Genomic DNA, 25,190 nt, shown 5'->3' with positions numbered 1-25,190 from the left:
ATAATTGTTGTTTTAAATGCTAATCAAACCTTTCCTTCAAGGACTATGGGATAGTTTTTACAAAACGCATTAAAATTTTTCTTACCACAGGTAAAAATATTAAGATCAATGGAAATGCGATTAACCAAGACATTGCCCACGTCTTTATCCAGACCGCCCAGATCCCATCAAAAAATCCACGATTCATTACAATATTAATTAAAGAAATTGAACCACTCATCAAACATGACAAAATTAACGGCATCAGCCAATTGAGATGTTTGGGGTGAAATTTTGGGAGTGCTTTATTCATTGTAGCGCCTAATCATTTCATCTCATTTAATTTAGCACCAATGCAATCACTATTCCTATATTTTTCAAGTTTCAAGCACACAAAACTAATCGAATATCTTTAAAATTTTGAACCTTGAGGCATGATTGAATAATTTTTCTTAGTAAATGAATATTAAATAGAATGGATTAGTTTCCATCTTAATCAAGACTCATGAGCAATAAAAAAATATTTAACTTTAAACGATGATTTTATTTTTTAGCTTTTCTACTCTACGAAAATGTTTTAAGTTTTTAGTTCAATTTTACCGTTAATCTCTATTCTTTAGATTCCAAGCATTTTTTTTGCAGTTTTTGCATAGCTTCTCTAGGCATAGGCGCTGTCATCATCTGTTGGTATTCTAAACAGGCTTTACTGGGTTGTTTTTGTTCTATCGGAGCATTCATACACGCCGTCAAGAACATCAAAAGCAAATACGCTACTATTTTCATAATATCTCTAATTTATGGTTAATGTTCACCCTATCATAGCTCATTAAGACTAGTGTGATCGTTATTGAATTTTAAATAAAAAAAACCCGCCATCAGGCGGGTTTTGTTTAAATCAGTCAATCTTAAAGACGAACCAATTCCACAATCTTCTCAGCCAATTCTTCAGCAGCTTCTACTTCAAAACTTGCATCAGTACCTGTTGCAGTATCGGTAATCACTACCACACCAGTTTCACGTAATAATGCAACGTGTTCAGCAGTTAAGTCCGCTTTAGCAATCGCAACAACACCTTGTTGGATCAATAAGCTTTCTAATACTTGCGCATTCGCAATTGCAGCATTTGATACAGTTACCGCAGCAGGTTTTTGACCCAAACGTGCCGCACGTGCTTCTGCTGTTACAGGCTCATTATGTGCAGTCCACTCAACAGCCTCTTCAACCATACCTGCACCAACAGTTACGTTGCTTAAGCGGTCAATAAAGATAAATGAACCTGTGTAACGGCTATCTTGATAACGGTCAAATACGACTGGTGCATCAAATTCTATCGTTACATTCGCAATCGCATTCAGCTCCAAGTTTTCAACTTGAACTTTTTCAAGCGTATTTACGTTTGTACGGAAGTTAATTGCTGTTACCTTAGCAGGAACAGTTTGCGTACCAATCTTCACGTTATATAACTTACCAATCGCAAGCGGTTGGTCAGCCATCCATACAACAGTCGCTTGAACAGAACGAGAAATTGCAGGTACTTCTTGGTCTGCACGTACAAGTACGTTACCACGGGAAATATCAATCTCGTCGTTTAACGTTAATGTCACTGCTTGACCAGCAACTGCACGCTCTAAGTTACCGTCAAAAGTAACGATTTCTTTAACTGTAGATGATTTACCTGATGGCAACGCAGTAATCGTATCTCCAACGTTGATATCACCTAGTGCGATCGTACCGCAGAAACCACGGAAATCGAGGTTAGGACGGTTCACATACTGTACAGGGAAACGGAAGTCAGCTTTAGCTGAAGTACGATTAATCTCTACAGATTCAAGCGTACCCATCAAAGTTTCGCCTGTGTACCAAGGTGTATTTGGTGATTTGTTTACAACGTTATCACCATTTAACGCAGAAATCGGCGTAAAGATGATGTTAGATGGTTTACGATCGCCAAGTTGTGCAACAAAGCCTGCGTATTCTGTTTGAATCTCATTGAAGCGTGCTTCAGAGAATTCAACCAAGTCCATTTTGTTGATCGCAACAATAATGTTCTTGATACCAAGTAAGCTTGCAATATACGTATGACGACGTGTTTGTGTCTGAACACCGTAACGCGCATCAATTAAAATGATCGCAAGGTCACACGTAGACGCACCTGTAGCCATGTTACGTGTGTATTGTTCATGCCCCGGAGTGTCGGCAATAATGAACTTACGTTTTTCTGTAGAGAAATAACGGTAAGCTACATCAATAGTAATACCTTGTTCACGCTCTGCTTGTAAACCATCTACAAGTAACGCTAAGTCAGGTGCATCACCTGTTGTACCGACTTTTTTAGAATCACGTGTCACTGCTTGCAATTGATCTTCATAAATCAATTTTGAATCGTAAAGTAAACGACCAATTAAAGTTGATTTACCATCATCTACGTTACCGCAAGTCAAAAAGCGTAATAAGTCTTTATTTTCGTGTTGTTTTAAATAACCCAAGATATCTTGGCTAATCAAATCTGATTGATGAGACATGGCTCATAGCTCCACAAATATGTTGAAATCGGTGTATTTGAATCCCCCTCGTTCCCCCTTTGAAAAAGGGGGATGACTCCTCTCTTTTACAAAGAGATGAGCAGCGCTGCTGCGGAAGAGAGATTCTAGAAGTAACCTTCTTGCTTTTTCTTTTCCATCGAGCCCGCTTCATCATGGTCAATCATTCGACCTTGGCGCTCAGAACTCGTTGCAAGCAACATTTCTTGGATAATTTCTGGCAAGGTGTTAGCAGTCGACTCCACCGCACCTGTCAATGGGTAACACCCCAAAGTACGGAAACGAACCGATTTCATTTGTGGAACTTCACCTTCTTTTAAAGGCATACGCTCATCATCCACCATAATTAATGTACCACTACGCTCAACAACAGGTCGTTCTGCCGCCAAGTACAATGGAACAAGTGGAATACTTTCTAAGTAAATATATTGCCAAATATCAAGCTCAGTCCAGTTCGACAATGGGAACACACGGATACTTTCGCCTTTATTCACTTTACCATTGTAAAGATTCCAAAGTTCTGGACGTTGGTTTTTAGGATCCCAACGATGTTTATCATCACGGAATGAATACACACGTTCTTTGGCACGTGATTTTTCTTCATCACGGCGAGCACCACCAAATGCAGCATCGAACTTGTATTTATCTAATGCCTGTTTTAAACCCTGAGTTTTCATGATATCAGTATATTTCGAACTACCATGATCAAATGGGTTAATCCCAGCATCCTTACCTTCTTTATTTTGGTGGACGATAAGATCGAAACCGTGTTGCTTAGCCATATTGTCGCGGAAAGCAATCATGTCCTTAAATTTCCAACCTGTATCTACATGTAACAGTGGAAAAGGGAGTTTTGCAGGATAGAATGCTTTAAGCGCTAAATGCAGCATAACTGCCGAGTCCTTACCAATCGAATAAAGCATGACTGGATTTTCGAATTCTGCAGCAACTTCGCGAATGATATGAATACTCTCAGCTTCAAGCTGTTTAAGATGAGTAAGTCTTTCCTCATTTAATGACATGGACAACACCAGCTAGAATATGTGTACTTATGACACTTTTGAAAATTTATATTCATTATAGTGATTTAGACAACAGAGCTTTATCTCGTTTTTTTATATTAATATACTCAAATAGAATATAAGCAAAGAGACAATCTAATTATGATAACAATTACAGGCCTTTCAAATATAAAATACCAAGAATGGTTAACCCTTTGGTCAGCTTACCTTGAATTCTACAAGACCGAATTGAATCCTCAACAAGCGGCTCTGACTTTCAAACGATTATCTGATGCGTCGCAAACCGATATGTTTGGCTATGCCATTATAAAAAATCAAAACGTCGTCGGAATTGTACATCTCATTTCTCACGCAAGCACTTGGACTAAACTCCCTTATTGTTATCTCCAAGATTTGTTTATTGATGCAAATTATAGAAATCAGGGCTTAGCCAGGAAATTAATAGAATTTAGCTATGACGAATGTAAAAATAATTATGATAGAGTATATTGGTTAACCCATAAAAGCAATGATAATGCTAGACTTTTGTATAATCGTGTTGCAACCGAAACGGGATTCATTCAATATAAAAAATCTCTAAATTAGTTATTTTTATCTCCCATGCTTAGCCTTGAATCTCTTAAACAACATTTAGAGCGAGCTCATATTGCTGGTCATATTTATCAGCATCATCAAATTCTAGTGTTACAAGAACCGTTTACTGAAAATGGTTCTGCTTTAAATATTTTTGTTCAGCACGAGTTAACTGCTGATCAAATTGGCTTACAGTTTGCTGTTGAACATACTGATCAAAAACTAAAGTTCTTGATTGGCGTTACACATAGCAATCAAGATCATAGAAGTGAAATTAGTATTGGTCATTTAAAAGGCAATCAAAAAGCTTTTAATTTGTGCTACGCCTTTTACAATTATCCAAAACATTTTTTTGTAGTTGAAACAGATTTATATGCGAACGCTGAGCAATTTAAAGACTGCTTAGAAAAGCAATTATTCAGTCAGCCTGAGCTTAGTTTTTTAGACACAGCCACTAAAGTAAATCCAATGGGACAGAATTACCCATGGATGAAGGATTATATCGCGCAACTTAGCTTAGAAATGAAAGTTCGGATACAAACAAGTCTCATGTAAAAAAAGCCACCTTTTTAGGTGGCTTTTTCAAATGCTAATCTAAGAATATTAACGTCCCAGTTTTTTGACATCTAAAGGTATTTCAATACCAACAGAAGCACCTGCATCATTACCATGACGATCTGAATCTGCAATCCAACCATTAATCTTTAATGGCAAATTCGGCTTCACAAAATGCGTCCAAGTTAAATCTAATGCTTGGATATCATCTTCCTCAGAAAATGCAGCATTGGTATCTCGATTAGATTGATTTACTTTTGCAAATAATACGCGACCTGAAAGTCTATTCATGGCATCAAAACGAATATTTCCACCCAAAGAAATCATCTCACCATCTCCTCCAATCGCATGTGCAAGAGGATAGCCATGTTGATAATATCCATCTGTATAAACACTGTGATTATAAGATACTCCTTGGGCCTTCCCATTTGTATTGGTGTCTACCCACTCAGCATAAACTTGATAAGGCATTTTTTTTAAAGATGAAGAATAATCCACCCCTGCCTGATACATTTTCTTAGCAGGTAAGCCACCTGCTTCATCTTCCCCCACGTATTGAGCATAGACGCCGATTGGCTGGTTCAATAAATAGCTTAGATTCAAACGCGCATCAAATCCAGCAATCTGGTTAGATGGATTAACAGTATCCCCGTAAACATTATCCTTACCAATCCAAGCATCCCAGAGAGTTCCTAAATCCTCAGGGCGACCTTCACCACCCCATTGAATAATGCGTGATGCACCGAACTCTAAATAAGGTAGTGGTTGTGCGGTCAAACGTAAACCAATAATTTTAGCATCAGGAACTGCTTTATAATCATCTAACTGGCCGCCAAAAGCTTGGTATTGCCAAGGCCCGATCCATGAGAGCCATTTATGATCAAAAGCAGACTGTTCAGCACGCTGTAGAGTGAAACCATATACTGGTCGACTTGCATCTCCACGTATCAAACTACCATCGTGTCCAGGTCCCCAGTAGGTTGGAATCTGACCAGCAATGAACCATTGATTCCAAAGTTTACCCGCAAGATATGAGCCTTCTAGGTTAACGTCTTGCCCATTGTCTATCTGAGGGTCTTTTTCACCTTTAACTTTGAGCTTCGCATCCCAATTTTGCCCCCCAAGATTTAACTCTGCACCAAGCGCGTATTGTGCTTTTTGATGATCGGCAAAAGATTGTGGGATTTTCTTTTGATCACTCTCAGCGAAAGCATCAACTTTTAATGTTTCATTTTGCTGCTGAATTGCTCTTTCGACTTCCTGGATAACCTTTTGTTGTTCAATTGAGTTAATTTTAGCATTGGTGAGGGCACGTTGGACTTCATCACCACTTAGCGGCCATGTCGAGGTGCTTATTTGAATCACACCTTGTTGATTCAGCCAATTTAAATCATCTCTCAGGTTTTCATCGTTGAGGAGAATACCATTGGCAAAAACCAGTGGACTAGAAAATAGTAAGCTCGATGATAGGATTTTTATAAGTCTATTCGGGTTCATCACAAATCAATTTAGGATTATATCTTATTGATTATTTGAATTTTTAATTTATAAATCCATTAACTTTACATTAAGTATTTAATTAGATACATTTAATAACATTGTATAAATATTTTGATAAACATACAGCCGGTTAAACAAATTAGCTTTAATGATAATTTTCTATATTTTTTATCACCTTAATTAAATATTTTGTGATTAAAACCTCAAAATACACTCACACTAAAAAACATTTAAATTTAATTTTATGTTAAGAAAAATTAAAAAAGCCCTTCAAAGAAGGGCTTTTTTAATTTCACTATTACGCATTTTTGTGACGCATATGTGGGAATAAGATCACATCGCGAATACTTGGCTCATTGGCAAATAGCATTACCAGACGATCAATACCAATCCCTTCACCTGCTGTAGGAGGTAAACCATATTCAAGCGCCTCAACGAAGTCGGCATCATAGTGCATTGCTTCATCATCACCCGCATCTTTTTCAGCTACCTGTGCTTGGAAACGCTCAGCCTGGTCAATTGGGTCATTTAACTCTGAGAAGCCATTTGCAAGCTCACGACCACCAATAAAGAATTCAAAACGGTCAGTAATGTGCGGGTTGTCATCGTTACGACGTGCCAATGGAGAGGTTTCCGCAGGATATTCAGTAATGAAGGTCGGTTGACGAAGTTTCGTTTCAACAGTTTCTTCAAATACAATCGTTTGAAGCTTACCTAGACCAAAACCTGGCTTCACTTGCTCTTTAAGTTCATTCTTAACAAACTCAGCTAAGAACTCGCGATCATTTACATTTTCAGGTGTAAATTGTGGGTTATGTTCAAGAATTGCATCAAACATTGAGATTTTCTTGAATGGACCTTTGAAGCTATATACTTCTTCGCCATAAGGTACATCTGTCGAACCTAAGATATCAATTGCTAGTTTTTCTAGCATTTGCTCTGTCAGTTCCATCAAGTCTTTGTAGTCTGCATAAGCTTGGTAGAATTCGATCATTGTGAATTCTGGGTTGTGACGTGTAGACACACCTTCATTACGGAAGTTACGGTTAATCTCAAACACACGTTCAAAACCACCTACAACCAAACGCTTTAAGTAAAGTTCTGGTGCAATACGTAAGAATAATGGCATGTCTAAGGCATTGTGATGCGTTTCAAATGGACGCGCAGAAGCACCACCTGGAATCACATGCATCATTGGCGTTTCAACTTCCATATAACGTTTTTCAGTCAAGAAGTTACGAATACCAGCAACTACTTTTGCTCGAATTTCAAAAGTCTTACGCGTTTCTTCGTTCACGATCAGATCAAGATAACGTTTACGGTATTTTACTTCTGTATCTGTTAGACCGTGGAACTTATCTGGAAGAGGACGGAGTGATTTAGTGAGGAGTTCAAAATGTTCAATATGCACATAAAGATCACCTTTGCCTGAACGTCCAATGTAACCTTCAACGGCAATAATATCACCTAGATCAAGACCTTTAATGGTGTCTAAAGTCTCTGCAGATAATTCTTTACGTGCAACATAAAGCTGAATACGGCCAGTCATGTCTTGGATCACCATGAACGAACCGCGGTTCAACATCACCCGACCCGCAACTTTGACATAAACTTTTTCACTGCCTTCAATTTCTTCTTTTGATTTATCAGCAAACTGATCCTGAAGGTCTTGTGCATAATGTTCACGCTTAAACGTGTTTGGCCAAGGGCTCGTACCCTGCTCTTGAGCCTTATCTTGAATCTGTTTTAACTTGGCATGACGCTGTGCGATTAAATCGTTTTCGGAAATGGCTTGTTCAGAAGTCGATTGAGCGTTTTGTTGCGTCATCTCTGCCTCGTAATTTTATTTAAAAAAGAAGTTGCATAGCATAGCAGAATTCAAAGTACTTGAGCATTAGAAAATAATCAGCCATTTGAAAAACGCTTAATTTCATCCACTAAAGTCTAGGTCTGAACATTTCTTAGACCAAAAGCTAAGTTGTACTTTGAATACAGCACTCTACAATCATCCTATAAATTGTGGAAAAGTATACTTTCAACAATCATAAAAAATAGAATGGATTTAATGATGACTTATGAACACTCAAGACCCTAAAGTATTGTTTATGCATGGATTAGATTCTTCAAGAGAATCTACCAAGTTTCAGGCAATTCTTTCTAAAAATAAATATTGCATTAATGTTGATTATCGAAATTTAAAATACGCTGCTGTTGAACGTTTTTATATCGATATGATCGAGAAAATTAAACCAGACATTTTAGTAGGACATAGTCTAGGTGGTTACTGGGCATTAAAGATGTCAAATCGATTTCAACTTCCTGCTGTGATTGCAAATCCGAGCTTAATGCCATCTTTTGATCCTGATTATCCAGCGATTACAATTGAGGAGCTTCAATCCAAAACCTCATCTCAAATCGCTTATATCGAACTTGGTGATGAACTGATTGATATGCATAGTACCTCTGACTTATTAGAGCCATACATGTACGTTGAAAGTATTATTGGTGGCCGTCATCAACTGGAAAACCCTGATCGTCTGAATTACCTGATCGGATTAGTCAGCCACTCAAATCATCAATCACATTAAAAAAGCCTTGTGAATCACAAGGCTTTTCGACTTAAATTTGAGGTTTTGATTTATCGTCCAAAACAGACCAAATATTCATTCCTAAATCCGCGTGTAAGTCTGGCAAATCAAGGAAAATACTCGCCCCTAAAACAGTGTGCTGACATTTATCCATCAATTGCTTAACTGCTTTTAATGTACCACCTGTGGCCAATACATCATCAACAATAATCACTTTTTGAGCCTGTACATCCGCAGACATTTCTAAACGGTCCATGCCATACTCAAGGCTATAGCCCACACCAATCACTGGTGGTGGTAATTTTCCAGCTTTACGAACCAACAACAACCCCTTACCAGTACGTTGCGCCAACAAACTCGCCAAAACAAACCCACGTGCTTCAACCGCAACGAAACTCTCTACCTCTGCCAATTGCTCCGCAGGAATACTTTCGATTAAGGCGTCAGTTAAAGGTGCAATGCTCTGCATGAACAAAGGAGTTAAATCAAAGAAACAAATTCCTGGTTTTGGAAAATCTTGGACCGTACGAATGTGTGACCACAATGATGTAGACAAAGAAGTAGACATAGGAGATAAAAATTAGACAAAAGAATGCGTGAATTTTAACGAATTATTGACAAAAAATATAGCAAACATGAGCTAAGAAAAAATACCGACCAATATAACTTATTGATTTTTAATAAACCATTTTTTAATTAAATAACAAGTATAAAACACAAACAGTATAAATTTTATATGAGTAGCTGGTAAATCAATACGCGACAAAAGTCTGACAATTTTTTTTAAATCATAATACATATAATTTTGGCAAATATTTCAAAGATTTAATGCTCAGTCCTATCATGCATTAGCATAATTAGCATGCGTTTTGTCCTAATCTGCCATTCAGCTTCTCTTTTAGTCAGCTAAACTCCGTTATTTACTTTACTTTCCACCTCGAACTGCGTAAAAATTTGCTTGAATATGAACGATAAAAATTCATATCACTCGAGTCTAGGTGTGAGAAAGATTTTGGCTGACACCAATAAATGGAATTGTCAGTATTTTTTGGAGAATCAAATGAAAAAATATCAATGCATCGTTTGTGGATGGATTTATGACGAAGCAGAAGGCTGGCCACAAGATGGCATTGCTGCAGGCACTAAATGGGAAGATATTCCAGATGATTGGACTTGCCCAGATTGCGGCGTATCAAAAGCAGATTTTGAAATGATTGAAATCTAATACAGATTTCCTTTAAAGACCATTTTGATATGGTCTTTTTTCTTATTTACTAAAAAAATTATCAGTATTGGAGAGTACTATGCAACCGATCATCATTGTTGGCTCTGGCATGGCAGGTTACACATTAGCGCGAGAGTTTCGCAAACTGAATGCTGAACAAGCACTTGTTATGATTTGCTCAGATGATGCGGTGAACTATGCAAAACCAACTTTATCTAATGCACTTGTAGGTAAAAAAGCGCCAGAGCAAATTGCCTTAGGTGATGCTGAGAAAATGTCTGCGCAATTGAATATGCAAATTATTCATCATGCGACTGTAACTTCAATTTCTGCAGATCAACATCAATTGACCTACACAAAAGATGGACAAGCTGAAAACCTTATATACAGCAAATTAATATTAGCTGTAGGTGCTAACCCTATTCGTTTAGCCATTTCAGGTGATGGCGCTGATGATATTCATGTAGTTAACTCACTGATTGATTATCGTGAATTTCGCTCTAAGCTCGACCTTAAACAAGACAAGCGTGTTGTCATTTTAGGTGCAGGCCTCATTGGGTGTGAGTTTGCCAACGATTTACAGAACACTGGTCATCAAGCGACTGTGATTGATCTTGCCCCACAACCTTTGGGTCGCCTTCTACCAGAACACGTTGCACATGCTTTCCAGCAAAATCTTGAAGAAACAGGTATTCAGTTTGCATTAAGTACCACCGTAGATCGGGTAAGTAAAAACTCAGACGAAAGCTATACCGTAACGCTTGCAAATGGACAGAGCTTTACAGCTGACGTTGTTCTTTCTGCTGTTGGCCTGCAACCCAATACATCAGTTGCACAAGAAGCAGGAATCCATACCAGCCGTGGGATTGTGACTAACACTTTAATGGAAACCAATAAAACCGATATTTATGCATTAGGTGATTGTGCAGAAGTAAATGGTTTACTGCTTCCGTATGTCATGCCAATTATGCAACAAGCACGTGCTTTAGCTAAAACATTGTCTGGTGAAAATACACAAGTTCATTATCCAGCGATGCCAGTTGCAGTGAAAACTCCTGCTGCACCACTGACTGTATTACCTGTACCTCAAGGTGTGGAGGCAACTTGGGAAACTGAAGAACTCGATGACGGAATGATTGCTAAAGCACTTGACCAAGAATCAACGCTTCGTGGATTTGTGCTACTTGGACCAACAGCAGCGAAGCAACGTTTAACATTGACCAAACTGGTCCCAGATTTAATTCCAGCTGCCGTTTAATTATTCAAAGATTTAGGGTATTTTCAAATGAAAGTACCCTTTTAGTTTGGACACAATAAAAATGAATAACGCACTAGAATATCAAGTTTCACCTTATGCTCCATTCATGCAAGAAAGTAAAGTGAGTCTAGGCAATGGGATCGACCTTCATATTGAAGTTGGAGGCAAGGCTGAACATCCTACGATTATTCTCATCATGGGACTGGGTGCGCAGATGCTTTTTTGGCCAGATTTTTTTTGCAAATCTTTAATAGACCAAGGTTTCAGAGTCATTCGTTTCGATAACCGAGATATTGGCCTCTCAACAAAAATTAAGCACAAGGGACCTCGCCTCAATACATTTAAACTTATGGGTCGATTTGCTTTTGGTCTAGGAAATCAAGGCTCTCCTTACAATTTATTTGATATGGCTGAAGATGTAGCGTTACTCATTGAACGATTAGGTCTTGAAAAAGCGCATATTATTGGTGCATCAATGGGGGGAATGATCGCTCAGATATTGGCAGCAAAATATCCAGAAAAAGTGGATAAACTAGGATTATTATTTACCAGTAATAATCAGCCATTTCTTCCGCCACCATTTCCAAAACAATTATTTAGTCTTATTGGTCGCCCTGCATCGAATGATGAAGATGGTATTGTAAATCATAGTATTAAAGTCATTCAGACGATTGGTTCACCTGGTTACGTCAATCAATTGGAAGTTATTCAAAACGCGCGTAAATTATATAAGCGTAGTTATCATCCAGCGGGTGTACTTCAACAGTTTTTAGCAATATTATGTACAGGCTCATTAGTTTCTATCGATAAGCAAATTCAAAAGCCAACACTGGTTGTACATGGCTCAAAGGATCGTCTACTCCCTTTTAGCCACGGCAAGGCAGTATCAAAAGCAATATCAGGCGCAAAGTTTGAATTAATCGAAGGAATGGGGCATGATATTCCTGCGCATTTCATCCCACAACTGAGTGGTTTGTTTGCAAAACATTTTAAATGATAAACACTAGGACACTATGGCTGCATTACCATCCCTAAGACAGCTGTCATATCTCGTGACTCTGTCTGAGACGTTGCATTTTACAGAAGCAGCACGTCGCTCATTCGTTACTCAGTCTACGCTTTCTGGCGGGATTATGGAGCTCGAGCGTTTATTGGGTGGCGTTCTCGTTGAACGTGATCGCCAAAATGTACGTTTAACCCCTCTCGGTGAGCAAGTGGTTGCACGAGCACGTGTCCTTCTTGCTGATGCTCAAGATCTCATGCGACTGAGCCGTGAGATGAGCGAACCACTTACTGGTGATCTTCATTTAGGAATTATTCCAACGATTGCACCATTTATTTTGTCGCAATTGTTAGAAGAAGTTCATAAAGAGCTGCCTAAAATTCAACTACATCTTCATGAAGCACAGAGTGAACATTTGGTTGAAAAGCTAGAACATGGCAATTTAGACATGATCATGTTAGCGCTCCCATTCGACACACGTGGCTTAAAAGTCGCTGAAGTTGCGAAAGAGAGTTTGTACTTAGTTGCAAACAAAGCTGACCACAAAACGGCGCAAGCTAAATCTCTAGAAGACCTTGATTTGACACACCTCATGTTGCTTGAAGAAGGTCATTGCTTAAGAGACCATACTTTAAGTGTATGCCCTATCGGTGAACGCAAGAATGATCATCGCCTTAAAGCGAGCTCATTACCAACCTTGGTTGAAATGGTGAGTTCTAATCTGGGCTTTACATTACTCCCTCAGATTGCGGTAAATACACATATGCTGAAAAATAATGATCAATTGGTGATCCGACCAATTGAGAATGCCCCTTCACGCATTCTGTCATTAGTGACGCGTAAAAGTACGCCATTGCAAAGCGAATTTGATGTCCTTTTACAAATTCTACAGCGCATTACTGCTGATATTTGCTAATAAGTCATCACAAAAAAGGAGCCATTTGGCTCCTTTTTTTATAAAAATCATTTAAGATTTAAAGAGTTCAAGCAATTTATGTTGCGCATTATGAGGAGTCTCACCTTCATCGCATTGCGCACGTGACCAAGTTCCATCACCATTTAACAACCAAGCTTGTTGATTATCTTTCATATAATTCAATAAACCATGTTGATAAATGTGCTTTCTCAAAGTTGGATCCTCAACAGGGAAACAAACTTCAACACGATTAAATAAATTACGATCCATCCAGTCTGCGCTTGAACAATACAGTCGTGGTTGCCCTGCATTTCCAAAATAATACACACGTGTGTGCTCTAAGAATCGTCCAACGATAGAGCGCACACGGATATTCTCAGAAAGCCCTGGCAAACCTGGTCTTAAACAACAAATTGAACGTATGATTAAATCAATCTGCACACCAGCTTGTGATGCTTCATAAAGTTTATTAATCAGTTGCACTTCAGTCAGCGCATTCACTTTCACAATAATCTGAGCTGGCTTACCCGCTTTGGCGTGAGCAATCTCTTCATCAATATAACTAATTAACTGTGTATGCAACGTAAATGGCGCATGAAGTAATTTCTTCAATTTTGCCATTTTGCCCATTCCAGTCAACTCTTGGAATATACGATGCACATCTTCACAAAGCTCTTTGTCCGTTGTCATCAATCCGTAATCGGTATAGATCCGGGCATTGGTTGCATGATAATTCCCTGTACCTAAGTGCACATAACGAACCAATTTATTATTTTCACGGCGCACAACGAGAATCATTTTTGCATGTGTTTTATAGCCTACGATGCCATAAACCACCACAGCACCAGCCTCTTGCAAAACATTTGCTACCGCAATATTTGACTCTTCATCGAATCGCGCTCGAAGTTCAATGACAGCTGTGACTTCTTTACCATTGCGTGCAGCTTCAGCCAACACTTGAACAATCTCAGAATCAGGTCCACTTCGATATAATGTTTGCTTAATCGCTAAAACTTGTGGATCTCGTGCTGCCTCACGTAATAAATTAATAACTGGAGCAAATGATTCAAAAGGATGATGTAAAAGAATGTCCTGTTTCTTCATCGCAGAAAAAACATTTTCAGACTTCTTTAATACTTTAGGAATGACCGGCGTATGGGAGTCATATCTTAAATGTGGACGTTTAAAATTAGACACTAAACGCGCCAAGTTTACAGGTCCATCAACTTTATATAATTGTTCTTCATGTAAGTCGAATTCGTTGAGAAGATAATCATAAATATGTTTTGGACAATTTTCTGTCACTTCTAAACGGACAGCACGTCCAAATCGACGAGAGTTTAACTCCCCTTTTAATGCTTTTGCCAAATCTTCGACATCTTCATTAAGGGCTAAATCCGCATTTCGCGTCACACGGAATTGATAACAACCTGTCGCAGTCATTCCTGGGAATAAATCAGAGACATGCTCATGAATAATCGCTGACAGCATCACGTGGTGTTCTTTACCATCGGTTAACTCGTCAGGTAAACGAACCACACGTGGTAAAGAACGTGGCGCAGGGACAACAGCTAAATCAATCTGTCGTCCAAAAGCATCTTTACCTTCTAGAGTGACGATAAAGTTGAGTGATTTGTTGACTAAACGCGGGAATGGATGTGCTGGATCTAAACTAATCGGAGTAAGTACTGGCGCAACTTGTTCCTGAAAATATTTTTTAATCCATTGGGATTGAGCAGGTGTCAACTCTCCACGACGTAAGAAGCAGATATCTTCTTCGCGTAATTTGGGAAAAATTTCATCATTTAAAATACGATATTGACGCTCTATTGCAGCATGCGCAGTCTGTGAAATTTTCTCAAGAACTTGCTTTGGTGTTAACCCATCTGGACTACGGCTTTCATTACCGAGCTCCAATTGCTCCATGACACCCGCAACACGAATTTCAAAGAATTCGTCCATATTTCTTGAAAAAATCAATAAGAAATTCATTCGCTCAAGCAATGGATGCAATGGATCAACCGCTTGTTCTAAAACACGAAGATGAAAGTCTAAAATCGAAAGTTCACGATTGATATATCGTTCATTATAAGTATATTCAGTTGGAGTATTTGTCATCGCGGTATTCATACCACAAACCTGCATGCTAAAGATCTGTATTAAGTATGCTTCAAATTTATGACAATTTCATAAAAAATGCACATGATCACTGTGCATTTTTGATCTCACGAGAGTTTTTTAAACAAGTCCATCTCACGGAATTCTTGAAGCATTCATGTAACGCAAAATAATTCGCTGTTTATTTTTGAGTTTACGATCTTGACGGTGGTGTTGATAATAACGCGGATTCGGCAAGATCGCTGCCAAAAATGCGGCTTGCTCACGTGTTAGACTGCTTGCAGATTTTCCAAAATAATGACGTGCTGCAGCTTCCACACCAAAGATATGATCTCCAAATTCAATGGAGTTCATGTATACCTCAAGAATGCGTTGTTTTGACCACATACGCTCCATCATGACTGTGGCGACAGCCTCTTGTCCTTTACGTAAAAAAGAACGCTTATTAAATAAAAATAGATTTTTGGATAATTGTTGGGAAATGGTAGATCCACCCGCAACCACTTGTTCTTTTTCTTTATTTCTTTCCAAAGCATGTTTTATGCCGTCAAAATCAAAACCATGATGTTGCATAAATTTAGCATCTTCAGCTGCAATAATCGCACGTTTCAGATGATCACTGATATTCTCATAATCACGCCATTGATGCTGAATAGGCTTTGAACTGTCGGTCCAATATGTCCAACGCATGAGCATCGTTGTATCAACAGCATTGGTTCTCCACCATGCAAGACTTGAAAAAATCCACAGTTGAATTACAAGGATGATACTGACAATGACCAATAAAGTTCGAACAATAAATGCTTTCATGTCAGTGTGTTGCTCCTTTTGTTAGCGTAGTGCATGCTTGACCTTAATCCATATCATTATCACAGAATACAATGACATGACTGAAATGCAACCACCCCAATTTCAAAGCCAATCACGTCTACCCTTAAGTCAGATTACGTTTTTACTCATTACACTGAATGTTGGACTTTTTATCTGGCAAATCTTTAGCGGAGTGGATGTATCAAACCCAGCAACAATAGATGCTTTACGCTGGGGTGCTGATTATGCACCGCTGACTTATTTAGAGGAACCCCTTCGGATCTTCAGCAGTACATTTTTTCATTTTGGTCTTATTCATTTAATGCTCAATATGTGGGCATTGTATATCTTTGGCAATATCGCTGAGAAAACATTTGGGCATGTTTATTTTCTAGGCTTGTACCTATTAGCAGGCATTATGGGAAGCTTGGTCAGTGGGCTGATTGATATTCGGAATAGTTACGAGCTATTGGAGCATGTCAATCATGATTTATTTCCACGTGTATCCGCAGGTGCATCAGGTGCCGTTATGGGTTTAGGTGGTGCTTTAACGCTCTTATCTCTTTTTCCCCCTTTACCACAACAACAATTTCTCTTTGATCGTAAATCGCTACTGATCATCTTGGCATTAAATATTGGTATGGGATTCATGATCCCTGGAATAAATAATGCGGCGCATATTGGTGGAATGTTGATGGGTGCTGTCATGGCTTTATGTTGGTACATCGGTCAACGATTTAGACTAGGCTTCACCACCACCATCGTGGTACTTCCTCTAGGCATCTTCTTATGTTGGCTCATGTATCAATATAACTTAGGCTTAGTGAGCGGAATACAACCCATTTGGGCTGAAATTTTGCAGCAAATGAAAATGCAATTGGCGTATTAATTCCAATTGCATTTTTTAGACCTCATAAATTTTATGATTGATTGAGTTCGCGCAAGCTTTTTAATGGAGGAATCTCAGTTAAGTAGCTTAAACGATAACGACCAATCAGCGCACATAAGATCATCATGCTCATGGGTAGAATCACCCAGATTTCCCAATGCGGTTGTATTGCGAGATCCATTTTATAACTGGCGATCGCACTGATGACCTCAGCAAAAAAACACGATACTAAGCCAGCCATAAAGCCGATAAATCCAATTTCTAAACTCAGCATATTTTTCAAATTGGATTTTGAGCTGCCAAATGATCTTAAAATCGCGACTTCTCGCTTTCGCTCATCCATCAATAAATTAATGCAAGCAATCAACACCAAAAAACCTGAAACACTGACGAGAAGCGCAAGAATGCTAACAATCTGAACCAGAACAGATACAAAGTTTTTAATTTCCTCTAAAATTAAGGAAACATCGATAAATACAGTATTTGAGAACTGCTGAATCAGATTGACCAACTTGGATTTTTCATCTTGAGGTACAAAAAAACTTCCTAAATAACTTCCAGCATTTTCATCCATCGTATTCGGTGCAAAAATGAAGAAAAAATTTGGACTGAAGCTTTCCCACTCGACTGTTCTTAAATTTACAACTTTGGCTTGAAGTTCACCTTCTGGCAAGCTAAAGCTGAGTTGATCACCCACTTTTATCCCTAACTCTTCAGCAAGATTTGCCTCAACAGAAACATCTCCCACCTGCTGCAATTGCGGCTGCCCACTGACAATGACATTATCTTCTGGATAGCCTTGAGCTTGAGTCAAATTCAACTCTCGTCTGAGTGAGTTATTTTGCGCTCTTAATGATTCTGAAAATGGCTGACCATTATGTTTAATTAGGCGTCCGCGGATATTCGGATATAAGGGGGTACTTGGCCAACCTTCTTTTTCGATCTGAGCTTTAAATTGCTCAACTTCATATGGAGGAAGACCATAAATAAATTGATTTGGCGTACCTTCAGGTAACTGTTGCTGCCAACGATCTAATAGATCCGTCCTTAATACTACAAGAACTGTAATCAGGCTCAGACCTAATGCAAGTGCAGTAATTTGAAGTGCTGTTTGATTAGGTACACGTACATAGGCTGACCATCTATTTTTCAAAGATTTGATCATCTTTAAGAGCAACCAAACTATGCTGAACATACTTGCACACAATGCGAGGATCGTACCGATAACGAGCAATGAGAGCTGTATATTTTGAGTGAGCAAAATACAAAATAAAATAAGACTTACAGCTCCCGCTCCCAATAAGGTTAAGAGAGAACGCGTAGATTTAACATCCTCACGGATAACACGAATTGGAGGCGTATTTAAGAGCTGCATCAAACTTGGGACAATAAATCCAAACATCACAATGACACTGGTGAATATTGCAATCGGCAAAGGACCCAAAACCAAATCAAACAAGCTAAATTGGATGTCTAAATGCGGAATTAGTTGTAACATAAACTGCAATAAAATATAGCCTAGACCAATCCCTAATCCAGTACCGATGAACATCGCAATTGCGACGGCAATCATAAGTAATGCAATATAGTTCTTAAGAATTTGGAACTTTGCAGCCCCCATACATCTCATTAAAGCAACATGATCTTGATTTTGTTGAACGTACCGTTGACTGGTCAACGCAATTGCAATACCGCACAGTAAAATTGTAAGAATGTTTGCAAGCTGTAAAAAAGTATCTAGATTTTCAATTGGACGCATCAAGCGGGTATTCGCCTCATCCGCAGTTCTCAAGCGAATTGAGCTTTGGGTTCCCATTGCTTGCTGATCATCTGCATTTGGTTCAATCATTTTTTTAGGATAGAGCTGATCAAAATAAGCCGTAAACTCATTAAGTCTATTCGGCTCACCAGACATAAGCAGACGATATTCGATACGACTTCCAGGCTGAATCGCATTGGTTGCCGCAACATCAGATTGTGAAATGATCACTGTAGGTGAAAAGGCTGAAAATCCGAGTTCTTGGTTAGAATCCTTTTCAATGACTCCTGTGACTGTAAAACTCGCATCTGCGATTTGAACCCTCTCCCCTATTTTGACATTTAATAAATCTAAAGCACGTTGACTCAGCCATACCTCTCCTGACCGAATAGCAGTCTGATCAGGTTGAATAATGAGTTCACCACGTAGCGGAAAATTGGACTCAATCGCTTTGACATTCACCATGACAAATTGTTCATCAGTATGTGCCATTGAACCAAAAACTGTCACTTGGGACTGTTGTAGATTGAGTTGACTTGCCTTCTGTTTAAATTTTTCATTGAGCGGATATTGATCACTCAAGACTAGATCTGCAGCTTGAAGCTTAGCAGCCTGCAATGAAACAGCTTGTTGAATCTGATCATTACTGAACTTTAAAGCGGTTGTCGCACTAATCGCGAGACTCAATGCAAAAATGAGCAAATAAATCCCTGTGCTAGCAAAACTTTGCTTCAACAAAGGTTTAAATAGCGCACTCATACACGCTCTCCAGATGTTGAAGCACCTTGTACTTTTTGTAATTGACCATTGATCAATTCATAATGCGTCTCACATTTTTGTGCTAGCTTTTGATCATGAGTGACTAAAACCAATGTAGTACCCAGCTCCCGATTTAAATCAAATAAAAGCTGTTCAATCTCCTGGGCTGTCGTCCCATCTAAATTTCCCGTTGGTTCATCCGCAAATACAATTTTGGGCTCAGCAATTAAAGCGCGTGCAATTGCTACACGTTGTTGCTCTCCCCCTGACAGTACTTTAGGTGTTTGAGCACTTTGACGATCTAAACCCACTTTATTCAACCAATAAAGGGCTTGTTGTTCTGCTTTGGCATAATCAAAATTCTTTTGAATTCTCAGCGGCAACATGACATTCTCAAGCGCAGATAAAGAAGGTAAAAGCTGAAAGGATTGAAAAACAAAACCAATATTTTCAAGTCTAATTTGAGCGCGTTGCTCTTCGCTTAATTGCTCAACTGCTATACCATTAATCGACAATGTTCCTGAACTTGGCTGATCTAATGTCGCCAGAATTCCCAACAGTGTAGATTTTCCAGAACCCGATCTGCCTGTGATTGCGACTTGCTCGCCAGGATAAATTTGTAGATTTAGATTCTCAAAAATCGTCAACTTTTTTTGTTGGATCTGTATTGTTTGTGTCAATTGCTGTGCAGAAATTAACGCTTGTGGCATGATTGAAGAAGTTGAGTCATTACGAACCATAGAAAGCCTTTATGCAAATCAGTCAAAGTTTAAATATTGTTACGTTGAGAAAAACTGCCTTTTTATTTATCTGCAGTTGTCTGTTTCTTTTACCGATCAATAGCTTTGCAAAAACTATCCTTATTCTTGGTGATAGTTTAAGTGCTGGTTACGGCGTGCCCACCGAGAAAGGTTGGGTCAATCTTTTGCAAAAACGTCTTGATCAACAGTATCCGAAACAACATCGAGTGGTCAATGCAAGTGTCAGCGGTGAAACAACCAGTGGTGCATTAGCACGTTTGCCTAAATTACTTCAAACACACAAACCAGATATTGTCGTAATTGAATTGGGAGGTAATGACGGTTTACGAGGTCAACCTCCAAAAATGATTCAACAAAACCTAACTCGATTAGTTCAATTGAGCCAAAAATCTAATGCCAAAGTACTCATATTTGGCATGAAGATTCCTCCAAACTATGGCTCAGCGTATAGCAAAGCCTTTGAAAATAATTATAAAGTTGTGAGCCAGCAATTTAATGTGAAGTTGCTCCCTTTTTTTCTAGAAGGTGTTGCTGGAAATAATAAACTCATGCAAAAAGATCTGATTCATCCTAATGAACAAGCTCAACCTAAACTCTTAAATAATGCATATCCTTATATTAAAGGCGCTCTATAAAGTTATAGACATATAGATCCATAAATCCCAATCAATAAAAAAGCCAGCTTAAGCTGGCTTTTTTAAAATGCTGATATTAGAAGTCAAAGAATGTAACTTCACCTGTTTCAAGTGAGTATTCTGCACCTACAACTTTTAATTTACCTTGTGCAATCAAGTTTTCCAGCACCGCAGAACCATGGCGCAACTGGTTAACTGAAGCAAAAACATTTGAGCGAACCGCGTGTACTGAAAGCTTTTTCAAATCATCTTTTAACTCAGTTTGCATTAAAATTTCGACTGATGGACGTACGCGATTGACAATAGACATCAAATTAACAGATGGCGGTTGTTGAGGATTACGTAATGCTTCAATCGTTGAGTCGATTGCGCCGCAATGTGTATGACCCAATACAATCACTAAAGGACAATTAAAACTTTCGGCTGCAAACTCCACACTTCCAACTTGAGATGGAGCTACGATATTGCCTGCTACACGAATAACAAATAAATCACCTAAGCCCTGATCAAAAACCATTTCAGCAGGAACACGTGAATCAGAACATCCTAATACAATCGCAAATGGCTCTTGAGTTTCAGCCATCTGAGCACGCTCATGATGCGTCAATAATCGTTGATGCTTGGTTTGACCTTCAACAAAACGTTGATTACCAATTTTTAAACGTTCTAAAGCTTCTTGTGCAGTTAGCATCTTGTATCCATGGTTTATCAAGGTTTGAGGTAATTTTAATACTGTGCTTTTTGATTGTCACTGACAAAATTTAAACTCTGTTACAATTTTTGTTAATTGCTAAAAATATCTTCAATTTCTTCAAATCTGATGATTATGATCATTCCTTACAGAAACAATTTAGCAGCTGATTCAGCGCTTAAATTTATGTTTATGAAGTAAAACTTATTTAAATCGAGAACCAATTATCACAAAATTAGGATTTATTTTTTTACTTTTAACTACTACTTTATAAAAGTCACTTGATTATAATGTCGCCCTGTTTTAAGGGATTTCACCTGCATGTTTGTTCATCTTCCTTTACCCATATTAAAGCATCAACATTTATTTTCCATTTTACTCGCGTTAATGCTCAGCCTCGGTATCTCATCTACCCGAGCAGATACTGTTGAATTTATCGACTATCAAAAAGTTTTAAATGAAGAACGTGCTTGGGCAGGACTATCCACTAAAACGATTCGCGTCGGAGATGTTGTGTGGTCTTATAGCGAAGGTGGTCCTGCTGATCGACCTGCCTTATTGCTCATTCATGGTATAGGCATGAATCGAGATAGTTGGAATCATGTAGCTCGGAATCTCACACAGCAATATCGCGTCATTATCGTTGACTTGCCTGGAAGTGGACAAACGCTAACACCAAAGGGATTTGACTTATCACTTCCTCATCTGACTGAACAGTTACGTCGTTTTGCAGAAGCATTACGCATTGAAAACCAGCTTAATCTAGCAGGTCACTCTGTCGGTGGATCAATCGGACTGATGTATGCTGCTAAATATCCTCAAGAAATGAAAAGTTTATTTCTGATCAGTGCCGGTGGATTATTCAGAAGCAACAAAACATTCTTCCTCAATAACCCAATTTATTTAAAGCAGCTTTTAATCTCACAACCTGGAGACTTGAATTATGTTTCTAGGAGAGTCATGCATAAAGCTCCCTTCGTACCCAGTTTAATCAAGAAACAACAAGAGCAAGCACTTATTCAACGCGCGGCGGATACATCTGAGCTGATTCATCAGCTTGTAAAACTCAATCAACAGTACACCGTTGAATCATTTGCTCAATTGTTAAAAAATATTGAGGTTGAAACATTGATTTTGTGGGGAAAACAAGATCAGATAGTAAATGTTGAAGTTGCACATGAATTAGGGACCGCCTTAAAAAAAGCACATCCCCCTATTCTATTAGATCAAATTGGTCATACACCTATCGTAGAAACACCTGATCTTGTGGCGCAACATTACTTAAGTTTTTTAAATAAGATGAATACCGTTAAAATGTCATCATCAAATTAAGGATATTGAGAATTTTCATGGAAAAAAATCCTAAAATCGAACAGTTGATTGAGGCACATTTGGCATTTCTTGATCATGAATTTTCTCAAGATGACACCATTGAAAATGAATTTTTATATTTTTATCAATGGTTTCGAAAACAACCTTTAAAGCAAATTTGGTCTTTCGAGGCAATTAATGCACTGCTTCAAAAACAAATTCTAAATACACCTGCAACTGATTCTCTCATTCAACAGATTGCGGAGCATATTCGATTTGCGTTGGTTCACCCGCTTAATGAAATGACTCAAATCGAAGATATTATCTCGGTTCACACCATTGATCGAATTGCACTTTATATTTCATCTAAAAGTGCTCACCGCCAAGCTCTAATTAAACGTATTGTGAACAATCCCGCATTTTCGAGTATGCTCACCGAGTTAATCCATCATTCTATTCAGGATTATATTGATAATTCAGTGATGAATAAAAAAGTACCCGGTGTCGGCCGCTTTATGAAAATGGGGAAATCAGTTCTTGAAAGTGTCACTGATTCCAATCTTGATGATACGGTCAAACATTATCTTCAAAAAAATATTATCAAGATCAGTCAAATTAGCGAACAAGTGATTAACCAACACTTTGATGATAATAAGCTATACCACTTCCAAGCCAATCTTTGGCACAAAATAAAGCAAGTCCCACTCTCTTCTGTTAAAAACTATATTGAAATCAATGATCTAACAAATACTGTGGCAATGGGACATGATATTTGGGACAACCTCCGTCAAACTGAATATCTAAAGCAACAAGTACACGATGGTATTTACACGTGGTATTGCCATAATCAAGACCGCTCTTTTGATCTGATCATGCAAGATATCAGTATCAACGAAAGCCTTGTTCAAAATGAATTAAGTGCTCTACTCTGCCCCGTAATCAAGCATATGATTTCTAGTGAACACCTTAAACAACGTGCACGTGTATATCTTGAAAAATTCTACTATTCTGAACCAGCACTGAGTATTCTCAAATCATAATTAGAAAACCGCTCCTTAGAGCGGTTTTTTAGAAATATGTCGTCGGTATTTGAATCTCAATTTGATGCTCACTCAGCCATGAATTGAGACGTTCTATTTTACGTACGTCCTTTGATTTTCTATGCTCGCTTATAGGGTAGATATAATGGCAATTCATCAATAAAAATATACTCTCAACAAGTAGTTTTAAATTTTGCTGAAAACAAGGAAGGTGATGTAACTGTTGAAAAGTTTTAGAACCTTTTCTTAAACTTTCAATAATGGCACTGATCACCTCCTTCGGAGCTTGAATTGGGCCAATTGATGTTTTTAAATTAATATTATCCAATCGCTGATTGTTAAGAATAAGATCTAATCTAATCTTATATAAAATTCCTAAATGGTCTTCAAAACGGTAATTCACTGATTTTTTTTGAAACAAATCCATACGCTGCTTTGAATCCCGAGCAATATCTTTTAGATACTCTTTTATATTCGAAATATTCACATCTGATATCAACTGTTGCAAGTCGATTGGAATGCTAAGCGAATCTAAGTTTTCAGTTGGAACTGCACTCCCAATATATGATAGATCAGCTTCGATCTTTAAAATCTCATGTACATCTACACTATAAAGGGGTTGCCAATAATCAGTTAATAGTTCGTGAGCGAGATAATTGGTATCATTTTTTAATGTATTCACAATTCCTTGTATTTTGTCATATCCAATAAAAGCGCCTCTCCGATTTAATTCACTCACTAGTGCTGTAGACAATTCAATACTTTGAGCAGATTGCTGAGAAGTATTTTTATCAACCAAGTTAAAGATTTTTTGAATAGGCTGTAAAGTTGCGGATCCAGGAAAGCACATATAGTGTAAATAGAATAGCCCTTGGTCCTTTAAAGATGTATCTAGAATCTGCCTAATAAAATATTGATTGTGTTCAGAAACCCAAGAATACACTCCATGACAGACAATGAAATCAAACACTTCATTATTATTTTTGTTAAATTTTTCAAAGTCTATATTTAAGAATCTTATATTGCTTAATTGTAAGGATTGAGCAAGCTCTGTAGCTCGTTGTATGTGTTTGTCATTAAAATCCACTCCGACAAACTCAGCGTGCGGATTTGCCATTGCTGCCACAATCAAGTTAAGACCACAACCACAACCTAACTCTAAATATCGAAAATTTTGAGATATATCTGGCGCTATATAACCTTGAAATTGGCTGATTGTACTCAGCCAAATTGGCTGCATCTCTGGATAAAAAAACAT

Annotated in this window: 24 protein-coding genes; 11 read left to right on the top strand and 13 right to left on the bottom strand. The window is 38.2% G+C overall.

Translation table 11 applies throughout. From position 1 onward, the window contains the following. Nucleotides 1-43: 43 nt before the first annotated feature. The 4 genes from CL42_RS07230 to cysD form a co-directional block, all read right to left on the bottom strand. On the bottom strand, nucleotides 44-292 hold the full coding sequence (locus tag CL42_RS07230) for a DUF2798 domain-containing protein (RefSeq protein ID WP_035266689.1): 249 nt from the start codon (nucleotides 290-292) through the stop codon (nucleotides 44-46). 296 nt (nucleotides 293-588) lie between these two features. Then, entirely contained in the window at nucleotides 589-762 is a 174-nt protein-coding gene (locus tag CL42_RS17010; RefSeq protein ID WP_155756967.1) for a hypothetical protein, read from the bottom strand. A 122-nt stretch (nucleotides 763-884) separates the two neighbouring features. Continuing rightward, the gene (gene cysN, locus CL42_RS07225) at nucleotides 885-2,501 is read right to left on the bottom strand and encodes a sulfate adenylyltransferase subunit CysN (protein WP_035266688.1); all 1,617 of its coding nucleotides are present in this window, start codon (nucleotides 2,499-2,501) and stop codon (nucleotides 885-887) included. A gap of 125 nt (nucleotides 2,502-2,626) precedes the next feature. Next, entirely contained in the window at nucleotides 2,627-3,541 is a 915-nt protein-coding gene (gene cysD / locus CL42_RS07220; RefSeq protein WP_035266686.1) for a sulfate adenylyltransferase subunit CysD, read from the bottom strand. Nucleotides 3,542-3,682: 141 nt separating this feature from the next. Here cysD and CL42_RS07215 point away from each other — a divergent pair, with 141 nt between their 5' ends. Both CL42_RS07215 and CL42_RS07210 read left to right on the top strand, forming a co-directional pair. Continuing rightward, nucleotides 3,683-4,126, top strand: coding sequence for a GNAT family N-acetyltransferase (locus tag CL42_RS07215; protein WP_035266682.1), 444 nt, complete (start codon nucleotides 3,683-3,685; stop codon nucleotides 4,124-4,126). A gap of 15 nt (nucleotides 4,127-4,141) precedes the next feature. Next, nucleotides 4,142-4,669 carry a hypothetical protein gene (locus CL42_RS07210; RefSeq protein WP_035266679.1) on the top strand — a complete coding sequence of 176 codons (528 nt, stop codon included), beginning with the start codon at nucleotides 4,142-4,144 and terminating at the stop codon, nucleotides 4,667-4,669. 48 nt (nucleotides 4,670-4,717) lie between these two features. Here CL42_RS07210 and CL42_RS07205 read toward each other — a convergent pair whose 3' ends face one another. Together CL42_RS07205 and lysS are read right to left on the bottom strand one after the other, a co-directional pair. Then, on the bottom strand, nucleotides 4,718-6,166 hold the full coding sequence (locus tag CL42_RS07205; RefSeq protein WP_035266678.1) for a capsule assembly Wzi family protein: 1,449 nt from the start codon (nucleotides 6,164-6,166) through the stop codon (nucleotides 4,718-4,720). Nucleotides 6,167-6,467: 301 nt separating this feature from the next. Then, on the bottom strand, nucleotides 6,468-7,997 hold the full coding sequence (lysS, locus tag CL42_RS07200; RefSeq protein ID WP_035266676.1) for a lysine--tRNA ligase: 1,530 nt from the start codon (nucleotides 7,995-7,997) through the stop codon (nucleotides 6,468-6,470). A gap of 247 nt (nucleotides 7,998-8,244) precedes the next feature. On the opposite strand from lysS, the gene CL42_RS07195 reads away from it, so the two are divergent. Next, a complete protein-coding gene (locus CL42_RS07195) occupies nucleotides 8,245-8,757 on the top strand; it encodes a YqiA/YcfP family alpha/beta fold hydrolase (RefSeq protein ID WP_035266673.1) in 513 nt (170 codons plus the stop codon). A 31-nt stretch (nucleotides 8,758-8,788) separates the two neighbouring features. On the opposite strand, the gene CL42_RS07190 is transcribed toward CL42_RS07195, so the two are convergent. Beyond that, nucleotides 8,789-9,325, bottom strand: a complete 537-nt coding sequence (locus CL42_RS07190) for an adenine phosphoribosyltransferase (protein ID WP_035266671.1) — start codon at nucleotides 9,323-9,325, stop codon at nucleotides 8,789-8,791. Between the two features lie 492 nt (nucleotides 9,326-9,817). On the opposite strand from CL42_RS07190, the gene rubA reads away from it, so the two are divergent. From rubA to oxyR, 4 genes are all read left to right on the top strand, one after another. Further along, on the top strand, nucleotides 9,818-9,982 hold the full coding sequence (gene rubA / locus CL42_RS07185; RefSeq protein ID WP_000760495.1) for a rubredoxin RubA: 165 nt from the start codon (nucleotides 9,818-9,820) through the stop codon (nucleotides 9,980-9,982). Between the two features lie 79 nt (nucleotides 9,983-10,061). Further along, complete coding sequence (locus CL42_RS07180; RefSeq protein WP_035266666.1) at nucleotides 10,062-11,240, top strand: NAD(P)/FAD-dependent oxidoreductase; 1,179 nt, start codon at nucleotides 10,062-10,064, stop codon at nucleotides 11,238-11,240. Between the two features lie 61 nt (nucleotides 11,241-11,301). Then, the gene (locus CL42_RS07175; protein WP_035266665.1) at nucleotides 11,302-12,237 is read left to right on the top strand and encodes an alpha/beta fold hydrolase; all 936 of its coding nucleotides are present in this window, start codon (nucleotides 11,302-11,304) and stop codon (nucleotides 12,235-12,237) included. Between the two features lie 16 nt (nucleotides 12,238-12,253). Beyond that, a complete protein-coding gene (oxyR, locus tag CL42_RS07170; RefSeq protein ID WP_035266662.1) occupies nucleotides 12,254-13,159 on the top strand; it encodes a LysR family transcriptional regulator OxyR in 906 nt (301 codons plus the stop codon). Between the two features lie 51 nt (nucleotides 13,160-13,210). Here the strand turns inward: oxyR and ppk1 are convergent, their stop codons facing one another. Beyond that, nucleotides 13,211-15,289: a polyphosphate kinase 1 gene (ppk1, locus tag CL42_RS07165; protein ID WP_035266707.1), complete on the bottom strand. Its 2,079-nt coding sequence runs from the start codon at nucleotides 15,287-15,289 to the stop codon at nucleotides 13,211-13,213. A 123-nt stretch (nucleotides 15,290-15,412) separates the two neighbouring features. After that, nucleotides 15,413-16,087 carry a monofunctional biosynthetic peptidoglycan transglycosylase gene (gene mtgA, locus CL42_RS07160; protein WP_035266660.1) on the bottom strand — a complete coding sequence of 225 codons (675 nt, stop codon included), beginning with the start codon at nucleotides 16,085-16,087 and terminating at the stop codon, nucleotides 15,413-15,415. A gap of 76 nt (nucleotides 16,088-16,163) precedes the next feature. Here mtgA and CL42_RS07155 point away from each other — a divergent pair, with 76 nt between their 5' ends. Then, a complete protein-coding gene (locus tag CL42_RS07155; RefSeq protein WP_035266658.1) occupies nucleotides 16,164-16,976 on the top strand; it encodes a rhomboid family intramembrane serine protease in 813 nt (270 codons plus the stop codon). Between the two features lie 31 nt (nucleotides 16,977-17,007). Here the strand turns inward: CL42_RS07155 and CL42_RS07150 are convergent, their stop codons facing one another. Both CL42_RS07150 and CL42_RS07145 read right to left on the bottom strand, forming a co-directional pair. Next, a complete protein-coding gene (locus tag CL42_RS07150) occupies nucleotides 17,008-19,494 on the bottom strand; it encodes an ABC transporter permease (RefSeq protein WP_035266655.1) in 2,487 nt (828 codons plus the stop codon). Further along, on the bottom strand, nucleotides 19,491-20,204 hold the full coding sequence (locus CL42_RS07145) for an ABC transporter ATP-binding protein (RefSeq protein ID WP_416202014.1): 714 nt from the start codon (nucleotides 20,202-20,204) through the stop codon (nucleotides 19,491-19,493). The genes CL42_RS07150 and CL42_RS07145 overlap by 4 nt, the downstream gene beginning before the upstream one ends. A gap of 41 nt (nucleotides 20,205-20,245) precedes the next feature. Here CL42_RS07145 and CL42_RS07140 point away from each other — a divergent pair, with 41 nt between their 5' ends. Continuing rightward, a complete protein-coding gene (locus CL42_RS07140; protein ID WP_035266652.1) occupies nucleotides 20,246-20,890 on the top strand; it encodes an arylesterase in 645 nt (214 codons plus the stop codon). A gap of 76 nt (nucleotides 20,891-20,966) precedes the next feature. Here the strand turns inward: CL42_RS07140 and CL42_RS07135 are convergent, their stop codons facing one another. Then, entirely contained in the window at nucleotides 20,967-21,581 is a 615-nt protein-coding gene (locus CL42_RS07135) for a carbonic anhydrase (protein ID WP_035266649.1), read from the bottom strand. Nucleotides 21,582-21,902: 321 nt separating this feature from the next. On the opposite strand from CL42_RS07135, the gene CL42_RS07130 reads away from it, so the two are divergent. Further along, entirely contained in the window at nucleotides 21,903-22,913 is a 1,011-nt protein-coding gene (locus CL42_RS07130; protein ID WP_035266647.1) for an alpha/beta fold hydrolase, read from the top strand. A gap of 17 nt (nucleotides 22,914-22,930) precedes the next feature. Beyond that, nucleotides 22,931-23,932 (top strand): hypothetical protein, encoded by a 1,002-nt coding sequence (locus CL42_RS07125; protein ID WP_035266646.1) that lies wholly within the window; start codon nucleotides 22,931-22,933, stop codon nucleotides 23,930-23,932. 28 nt (nucleotides 23,933-23,960) lie between these two features. Here the strand turns inward: CL42_RS07125 and CL42_RS07120 are convergent. Continuing rightward, on the bottom strand, nucleotides 23,961-25,190 hold a 1,230-nt coding region (locus CL42_RS07120), incomplete at its 5' end, for a class I SAM-dependent methyltransferase (RefSeq protein ID WP_035266644.1).

It is taken from the genome of Acinetobacter sp. Ver3, assembly GCF_000632455.1.
In the GTDB taxonomy this organism is placed as follows: domain Bacteria; phylum Pseudomonadota; class Gammaproteobacteria; order Pseudomonadales; family Moraxellaceae; genus Acinetobacter.
The sequence above is the reverse complement of the archived record's forward strand: the minus strand, read 5'-3'. Positions and strand labels throughout refer to the sequence as shown.

Coding starts and splice junctions, on each gene's coding strand:
- CL42_RS07230 (WP_035266689.1), bottom strand. CDS start 292: ATGAATAAAGCACTCCCAAAATTTCACCCCAAACATCTCAATTGGCTG.
- CL42_RS17010 (WP_155756967.1), bottom strand. CDS start 762: ATGAAAATAGTAGCGTATTTGCTTTTGATGTTCTTGACGGCGTGTATG.
- cysN (WP_035266688.1), bottom strand. CDS start 2,501: ATGTCTCATCAATCAGATTTGATTAGCCAAGATATCTTGGGTTATTTA.
- cysD (WP_035266686.1), bottom strand. CDS start 3,541: ATGTCATTAAATGAGGAAAGACTTACTCATCTTAAACAGCTTGAAGCT.
- CL42_RS07215 (WP_035266682.1), top strand. CDS start 3,683: ATGATAACAATTACAGGCCTTTCAAATATAAAATACCAAGAATGGTTA.
- CL42_RS07210 (WP_035266679.1), top strand. CDS start 4,142: ATGCTTAGCCTTGAATCTCTTAAACAACATTTAGAGCGAGCTCATATT.
- CL42_RS07205 (WP_035266678.1), bottom strand. CDS start 6,166: ATGAACCCGAATAGACTTATAAAAATCCTATCATCGAGCTTACTATTT.
- lysS (WP_035266676.1), bottom strand. CDS start 7,997: ATGACGCAACAAAACGCTCAATCGACTTCTGAACAAGCCATTTCCGAA.
- CL42_RS07195 (WP_035266673.1), top strand. CDS start 8,245: ATGAACACTCAAGACCCTAAAGTATTGTTTATGCATGGATTAGATTCT.
- CL42_RS07190 (WP_035266671.1), bottom strand. CDS start 9,325: ATGTCTACTTCTTTGTCTACATCATTGTGGTCACACATTCGTACGGTC.
- rubA (WP_000760495.1), top strand. CDS start 9,818: ATGAAAAAATATCAATGCATCGTTTGTGGATGGATTTATGACGAAGCA.
- CL42_RS07180 (WP_035266666.1), top strand. CDS start 10,062: ATGCAACCGATCATCATTGTTGGCTCTGGCATGGCAGGTTACACATTA.
- CL42_RS07175 (WP_035266665.1), top strand. CDS start 11,302: ATGAATAACGCACTAGAATATCAAGTTTCACCTTATGCTCCATTCATG.
- oxyR (WP_035266662.1), top strand. CDS start 12,254: ATGGCTGCATTACCATCCCTAAGACAGCTGTCATATCTCGTGACTCTG.
- ppk1 (WP_035266707.1), bottom strand. CDS start 15,289: ATGAATACCGCGATGACAAATACTCCAACTGAATATACTTATAATGAA.
- mtgA (WP_035266660.1), bottom strand. CDS start 16,087: ATGAAAGCATTTATTGTTCGAACTTTATTGGTCATTGTCAGTATCATC.
- CL42_RS07155 (WP_035266658.1), top strand. CDS start 16,164: ATGACTGAAATGCAACCACCCCAATTTCAAAGCCAATCACGTCTACCC.
- CL42_RS07150 (WP_035266655.1), bottom strand. CDS start 19,494: ATGAGTGCGCTATTTAAACCTTTGTTGAAGCAAAGTTTTGCTAGCACA.
- CL42_RS07145 (WP_416202014.1), bottom strand. CDS start 20,204: ATGCCACAAGCGTTAATTTCTGCACAGCAATTGACACAAACAATACAG.
- CL42_RS07140 (WP_035266652.1), top strand. CDS start 20,246: ATGCAAATCAGTCAAAGTTTAAATATTGTTACGTTGAGAAAAACTGCC.
- CL42_RS07135 (WP_035266649.1), bottom strand. CDS start 21,581: ATGCTAACTGCACAAGAAGCTTTAGAACGTTTAAAAATTGGTAATCAA.
- CL42_RS07130 (WP_035266647.1), top strand. CDS start 21,903: ATGTTTGTTCATCTTCCTTTACCCATATTAAAGCATCAACATTTATTT.
- CL42_RS07125 (WP_035266646.1), top strand. CDS start 22,931: ATGGAAAAAAATCCTAAAATCGAACAGTTGATTGAGGCACATTTGGCA.